This is a genomic window from uncultured Bradyrhizobium sp. (assembly GCF_936928535.1).
In the GTDB taxonomy this organism is placed as follows: Bacteria; Pseudomonadota; Alphaproteobacteria; order Rhizobiales; family Xanthobacteraceae; genus Bradyrhizobium.
In genome coordinates this window covers 1-6,687 of sequence record NZ_CAKZHY010000140.1, presented here as the reverse complement: position 1 = coordinate 6,687, position 6,687 = coordinate 1, and the positions used below count along the sequence as shown (strand labels likewise).

Annotated in this window: 5 protein-coding genes; 4 read left to right on the top strand and 1 reads right to left on the bottom strand. The window is 64.9% G+C overall.

The window, feature by feature from the left end:
• Positions 1–113: 113 nt before the first annotated feature.
• The gene (locus Q0687_RS27740; RefSeq protein WP_298884193.1) at positions 114–1,691 is read right to left on the bottom strand and encodes a sodium:proton antiporter; all 1,578 of its coding nucleotides are present in this window, start codon (positions 1,689–1,691) and stop codon (positions 114–116) included.
• Between the two features lie 70 nt (positions 1,692–1,761).
• Here Q0687_RS27740 and Q0687_RS27735 point away from each other — a divergent pair, with 70 nt between their 5' ends.
• The 4 genes from Q0687_RS27735 to Q0687_RS27720 all read left to right on the top strand — a co-directional run bounded on the left by Q0687_RS27735 (position 1,762) and on the right by Q0687_RS27720 (position 6,604).
• Positions 1,762–2,526 (top strand): tetratricopeptide repeat protein, encoded by a 765-nt coding sequence (locus Q0687_RS27735; protein ID WP_298884191.1) that lies wholly within the window; start codon positions 1,762–1,764, stop codon positions 2,524–2,526.
• Between the two features lie 136 nt (positions 2,527–2,662).
• Positions 2,663–4,045 carry a tetratricopeptide repeat protein gene (locus Q0687_RS27730; RefSeq protein ID WP_298884188.1) on the top strand — a complete coding sequence of 461 codons (1,383 nt, stop codon included), beginning with the start codon at positions 2,663–2,665 and terminating at the stop codon, positions 4,043–4,045.
• 315 nt (positions 4,046–4,360) lie between these two features.
• Complete coding sequence (locus Q0687_RS27725; RefSeq protein WP_298884185.1) at positions 4,361–6,271, top strand: propionyl-CoA synthetase; 1,911 nt, start codon at positions 4,361–4,363, stop codon at positions 6,269–6,271.
• A 63-nt stretch (positions 6,272–6,334) separates the two neighbouring features.
• Entirely contained in the window at positions 6,335–6,604 is a 270-nt protein-coding gene (locus tag Q0687_RS27720; RefSeq protein ID WP_298884183.1) for a hypothetical protein, read from the top strand.
• Positions 6,605–6,687 lie beyond the last annotated feature (83 nt).

Sequence of the window (6,687 nt, the reverse complement as noted above, 5' to 3'; positions counted from 1 at the left end):
GATCAAACCTGACAAAGCTCTTGTGCCACGGGGGCCGTCCACATATGGGTCCCGGATCTGCGCTTCGCTTGTCCGGGACGACATCGGAGTTTGTGTCCGGCATGTCGCAAACCTCATCCCCCCGCGCTCAGCTCCGCCCGATCGAGCTCCTCCTCCAGCCGGTGAAACGCGTCGTCGCCGATCACTTCGGTGCTGCGGAGATGGAAGATCGACTTGCGCGCGGCCTCGATGGCGCGGCGGCGCAGGGGATCGGCGGGGAGCTCGCCGTTGGGGATGCCGCCATGCGGATCGTCATCGGCCTGCATCAGGATGGCGCGGTATTCGAGCCTGAGGATTTCAGCCTCTTCCGACGGATCGTCCTCGATCGCATCGAGCCCAGCGCGATAGGCGATGGCGCGGGCGCGCGCGACCTCGACGCCGACGGGGTCGTCGTCCTTCAGGCCGAAAGCCAGGATCAGCGGCCGCAGCGTCAAGCCCTGGATCACCAGCGAGCCGAGCACCACCGCGAAGGCGATGAAGACGATGAAGTCGCGATAGGGGAAGTTTTCCGGCAGTGCAAAGGCGGTGGCGAGCGTGACGAGGCCGCGCATGCCGCACCAGGAGATGATGAGGCCACCTTTGGGCGAAGCGACCTGCTTCGGATCCTTGGGGTGATAGATCCCGCGTGCGATCAGCAGGCGCAACGTGGTGCGGTAGAACGTGATCCAGAGCAGCCGAACCAGGATGACCGTCGCCAGGATCCAGGCTGCGGCCACGCAATATTCCCAGCGCACGTCACTGTCCAGCTTCATCCAGATCGGTCGCATCTGCATGCCGATCAGCATGAAGGCGAGCACGTTGAGGACGAACACCGTCGTCTCCCACACCGCGTAGGACGGCACGCGCAGTCGCGCCGGCATGCGCGCGGGTGCCGACCGCGCGATGGTGATGGCATAGACCACGATGGTCAGGATGCCGGAGAGGCCGAGATGCTCGGCGCCGATCCAGATCAAGAAGGTGGTGGCGAACTGCACGATGATCGCGCTCGGCACCTCTCTCACCCGCTCCATGATGGGCGGGATGATTCGCCCCGCGACAAGGCCGGCCAGCACGCTGCCGACGAGGCCCAGCGCGATCGTCGGCGCGACCTCGCTCCATTTCAGGTGCTCCATGACGACGGCACCGACGGCGATGCGATAAATCAGCAGCGCGCTCGCGTCGTTGAGCAGGCTCTCGCCCTCGAGAACCTTGACCATGCGATAGGGCAGCTTCACCTGGCTCAGGATCGCGACGGCGGCCGCGGCATCCGGCGGCGCCACGATGGCGCCGAGCGCCACGGCAGCGGCCCAGGGCATGTCGGGGAACAGCCGGTGCGCGACATAGGCGACGCCAACCGTGGTCAGGCCGACTGCGGCCACGACAAGGGTCGAGACCGGAACCCAGTTGTTGCGCAGGTCGCGCAGCGACGTATCGAATGCCGCATCCAGCAGCACCGGTGCGACAAAAAGGGCCAAAGCCAGGCCGGGATCGAGGGTCCAGGACGGGCTATCAGGCACGAAGGCGATCAGCGCGCCGCCGATGGCGAGAAAGGTCGGGTAGGGGACCTTGATCCGCCGCGCCAGCGCCGATAAGGCAACGGCGCCGAGCAGTAGCGCGATGATCCATTCGAATGTCGACACGACGATCCCCGAAACCGATATGAGCAGCGCCACAGGCTAGCACCAATCCGGCCGTATGATGGATAGTGCGGCCTCAAGGCAAGACTTTCCAACTGCAACGAGCATGCGTTTTCACAAACTCATTCAGATGTCGGCAGGCCTCGTGTTTTCAGCGCTCTCGTCCGCCGCAACCCATGCCGCGACCGGCGGCGAGCCGGCCGCCGTCGTGCAGATCGACGTCGCGGCGTGCCTCACTGCTGCCGCCGCCGATGACATGGACAAGGCAGGCCCGGCCTGCGCCGCCGTCATCGACAACGAGAAGACGGCAAAGCCCGATCTGGTCAAGGCACTGATCGCGCGCGGCGCGCTTCTTGCGCGGCATGACCAGATCGACCGCGCCATCGCCGACGACAGCCGTGCCCTCCAGCTCGATCCCACGCTCGCGGACGTCTTCAACGCACGTGGCGAGCTCTGGCTGAAGAAGGGCGACAAGCCCAAGGCGGTGCAGGATTTCGGCGCAGCGCTCCGGATCGATCCGAACCACGAAAAGGCCAGGGCCAATCACAAGGCCATGGCGCGCGAGCTCGAGCGGATCGGTGCCCAGATGGCGGTCGCCGGCAAGCCCAGCTTCAATTGCGCCGGCGCGCGCCGCCCCGTCGAAAAGGCCATCTGTGCCAATCGCGAGCTCGCCGATCTCGACCGCGAGGTTTATGCGGCGAACGCGCGCGTGATCCGCGAGGCGCGGGATGCGGGCGAGGCAAAGAAGCTCCAGCGCGAGCAGGATGATTTCATCGCGCGTCGCAATGCCGGGTTCGGCCGGTCCGGGTATGATTTGAAAAAAGCGATGCAGGAGCGGCTGCAAAAGCTGAATGGGGTGGACGGGTATTAGTATGGCGGTCTTCGCCTCTCCCCGCGAGCGGGGCGAGGGGGTGAGACGGCGGTGCGTCCCTGACAGGCCCCGAATTTGAACCGGCTCTCCCTCCGCCGCGACTTCTGTGAGAACCCGATGTCACGGAGCCTTTCCCATGTGCGGCACGCGTCCTTCCGCGCAAATGTTCCCGTTCGCAAACCCCTCCCTTCGCGCCTTCTTCCTCAGTGCCGCGATGAGCCTTGCGCTCGTCGCGCCGGCGGCGGCCGCCGATTGCGTGATGGGCAGTAAAGACGCGCCGGCGGACATCATCTCGGCGTGCAGCGCCATCATCGACCAGACCTCGAATCCGAATTCCGATCGCGTCGCGGCCCTGCTGGTGCGGGCCGACGCCAATGCGCGGACATCAAGCGGCCTGACGCCGGCGCTGCGGGACATCGACCGCGCCATCGCACTCGACGGCAAGAATGCGCGTGCCTGGCGGCTGCGCGGCAATCTGTTGCGGGAGGCTGGCGGCGATCTCAACCGTGCCACGTCCGATCTCAGCAAGGCGATCGAGCTCGATCCGAAAGATGCGGAAGCCTACGAGCAGCGCGGTGTCGCCTACACCAATCAGCACCGGTTCGATCGCGCGATCGCCGATTACGACCAGGCCATCAAGCTGAAACCGGATTATGCGCAGGCCTGGTCCGATCGCGGCGCGACCTACTATCTCAACGGCGACAATGACAAGGCGGTTGCCGACCTCAGCGAGGCGCTGCGGCTCGATCCCAACCGGGCGCGCAGCTATACCAATCGCGGCGCCGCCTACAAAAAGCTCGGCCAGCTCGACAAGTCCGTCGCCGACGACAGCGAGGCGATCAGGATCGATCCGAAGGTGCCGGAATATTACGACAATCGCGGGCTCACCTATGCCGCGATGAAAGATTACGACAAGGCGATCGCCGATTACGACCAGGCGCTGCGGCTGGCGCCGCGGGCGAACTTCTTCACCAACCGCGGCGATTCCTACCAGTTCAAGGGCGAGTTCGGTGCAGCGCTCGGCGATTACGAGGCCGCGCTGAAGCTCGATCCTGACTTCGCGAAGACCTACAACAACCGCGCCGTGCTCTACTCCAAGATGGGCGAGCGCAAGAAGGCGCTGGCCGATTACGAAGCCGCGCTGCGGCTCGACCCCGGCAACACCAACGCCGCGGACGGCCGCCGCACCATGATGGCGGAGATCGCCAGGTTTGGCGCCCAGACCCCGAATCCGCTCGCCGCGAATTCCGGCAACGGCCCGTCGTTCGATTGCAGCTCAGCCAGGCGCGAGGTGGAGAAGGTGATCTGCGCCGATCCGCAATTGGGTGCGCTCGACCGCCAACTCGCCGAGGCCTATGAGCGCGTGCTGAAATCGATGAGCCGACGCGCAGCGGCGGACTTGCGCAAATCCCAGCACGAGTTCCTCGCCACCCGCGACGCCAGCTTCCGCCGCCCCGGCTACGATCTGAAGAAGGTCATGCAGGACCGTTTGCTGCGGCTGAATGCGATGGAAGGGTGAGCCGCGAGTCCTCTTCGCCTCTCCCCGCTTGCGGGGAGAGGCCGGAATGCGCGCTGAAAGCGCGGAGTCCGGGTGAGGGGGACTCTCCGCGAGTCCAATTGTCACCGTTTTTGTGGAAGCAGCCCCTCACCCCGACCCTCTCCCCGTAAGAACGGGGAGAGGGAGAAGATGATGAGTTCTTTTCAGCTTGAACCGCGGCCCGTTCCTGGGAAAATACCCCTCAAACAAGGTCGGCACTTGATCCCTGTCATGGCGGGACTTTCGTCCTGTCGTCAGGTCAAGGCGAGACCATCAAAGGGAACGGGAGCGCCGGGAATGAACGTCCAGGGGAAAAGTCTCTATCACGAGGTCCATGCGCGCTCGCTGGCGGACCCCGAGGGCTTTTGGGCCGAGGCGGCGAAGGAGATCGACTGGATCGAGCCGCCGAAAAAGATCTTCGATGCCTCTCAAGGCGTCTATGGCCGCTGGTTTACCGGCGGCGTCGTCAACACCTGCTACAATGCGCTCGACCGCCATGTCGAACTTGGCCGTGCCGATCAGGTCGCGCTGATCCATGATTCGCCGCTGACTGGTACCGTCACCAAATTCACTTACGCCGAACTGCTGGCCGAGGTGCAGGCGCTCGCCGCCATCATGCAGGATTTTGGCGTCGCCAAGGGCGACCGCATCATCCTCTATATGCCGATGGTGCCGGAGGCCGTGGTCGCGATGCTCGCCTGCGCGCGCATCGGCGCGGTGCACTCCGTGGTGTTCGGCGGCTTTGCCGCCAAGGAACTCGCGACCCGCATCGACGATGCGCAACCAAAGCTCATTCTCTCGGCGAGCTGCGGCATCGAGCCCGGCCGCATCGTGCAGTACAAGCCTCTGCTGGACGAGGCGATCAAGCTCGCGAGCGCCAAGCCGAAGGCCTGCGTCGTGCTGCAACGTCCGCAGCTGACTTGCGCCCTCACGCCGAAGCGCGATTACGATTGGGCGAGCCTGCGCCGCAAGGCGATGAACGACGGCAAGAAGGCGCCTTGCGTCCCTGTCGCAGCCACCGATCCGCTCTACATCCTCTACACCTCGGGAACGACAGGCATTCCCAAGGGTGTCGTGCGCGACAATGGCGGGCATCTGGTCGCGGTGAAATGGTCGATGTTCAACCTCTATGGCGTCAAGCCGGGCGAGGTCTGGTGGTGCGGCTCCGACATCGGCTGGGTGGTCGGCCACAGTTACATCGTCTATGGCCCGCTGCTGCACGGCGCGACCTCGATCATGTATGAGGGCAAGCCGGTCGGCACGCCCGATGCCGGCGCGTTCTGGCGCGTCATCAGCGAGCACAAGGCGGTCGCCCTCTTCACCGCACCGACCGCGTTCCGTGCCATCCGCAAGGAGGACCCGGACGGAAAATTCATCCGACAATATGATCTATCGAAATTCCGCACGCTGTTCCTCGCCGGCGAGCGCGCCGATCCGCCGACGGTGGAATGGGCGGAGCAGCAGCTCAAGGTGCCCGTGATCGACCATTGGTGGCAGACCGAAACCGGCTGGTGCATTGCCGGCAATCCGGTCGGCCTCGGCCAATTGCCGGTGAAGCACGGCTCGCCGACGGTGCCGATGCCCGGCTACCAGGTCGATGTGGTGGACGAAGCCGCAAAGCCCGTGGCTGCGAACACCATGGGCTCGATCGTGATCAAGCTGCCGATGCCGCCGGGCTGCCTGCCGACGCTGTGGAATCAGGATGCACGCTTCAAGGAAGCCTATTTGACCGAATTCCCCGGCTACTACAAAACCTCGGATGCCGGCTACAAGGATGAGGACGGCTACGTCTTCGTCATGGGACGCACCGACGACATCATCAATGTTGCCGGCCATCGGCTCTCCACCGGTGGCATGGAAGAGATCCTGGCCTCGCATCCCGATGTCGCCGAATGCGCCGTGCTCGGCGTCAAGGATGCGATCAAGGGCGAGGTGCCCTGCGGCTTCCTGGTGCTGAAAGCCGGCGTGAAGCGCTCTCCCGGCGAGATCGAGAAGGAGATCATCGCGCTGGTGCGCGACAAGCTCGGCCCCGTCGCCGCCTTCAAGCTTGCCATCACCGTCGGCCGCCTGCCCAAGACGCGCTCGGGCAAGATCCTGCGCGGCACCATCAAGAAGATCGCTGACGGCGAAGCCTGGACCATGCCCGCCACGATCGAGGATCCCAAGGCGCTGGATGAGATCGGGGAGGCGCTGAAGGGGCGGGTGTGAGGGGGGTGGACTTACAATCTCCTCATTCCGCGCTAAACAGGGCCGGCCAACAGGGGACTTACTATGTCACTCGCCACCGCGCCGCGACGGCTCGCTGTCGTGGGCCTCGCCCTCGCTCTCTCCGCCTGCGCGGGGCGTTACCAGACGCCGACGGCAATGGGTGGCGACGACGATGATGCGGTGTGCCAGAGCCGCGGCCTCGCGGCCGGCTCGCCCGAATATGTGGCCTGCCGCAAGGACCGCGACGTCCAGCGCAATGCGGCGCTCGCCCGTTCCGACCGTCGTCAGCGCGATCTCGGCGAATACATGCTGAACCATCCGGACCGGCCGTAACCAACTGTTCTTCCGTCATTGCGAGCGCAGTGTTCAGTCCGGAGACATGACTGACAGGTGTTCGGAGACATGGTTGACACGTC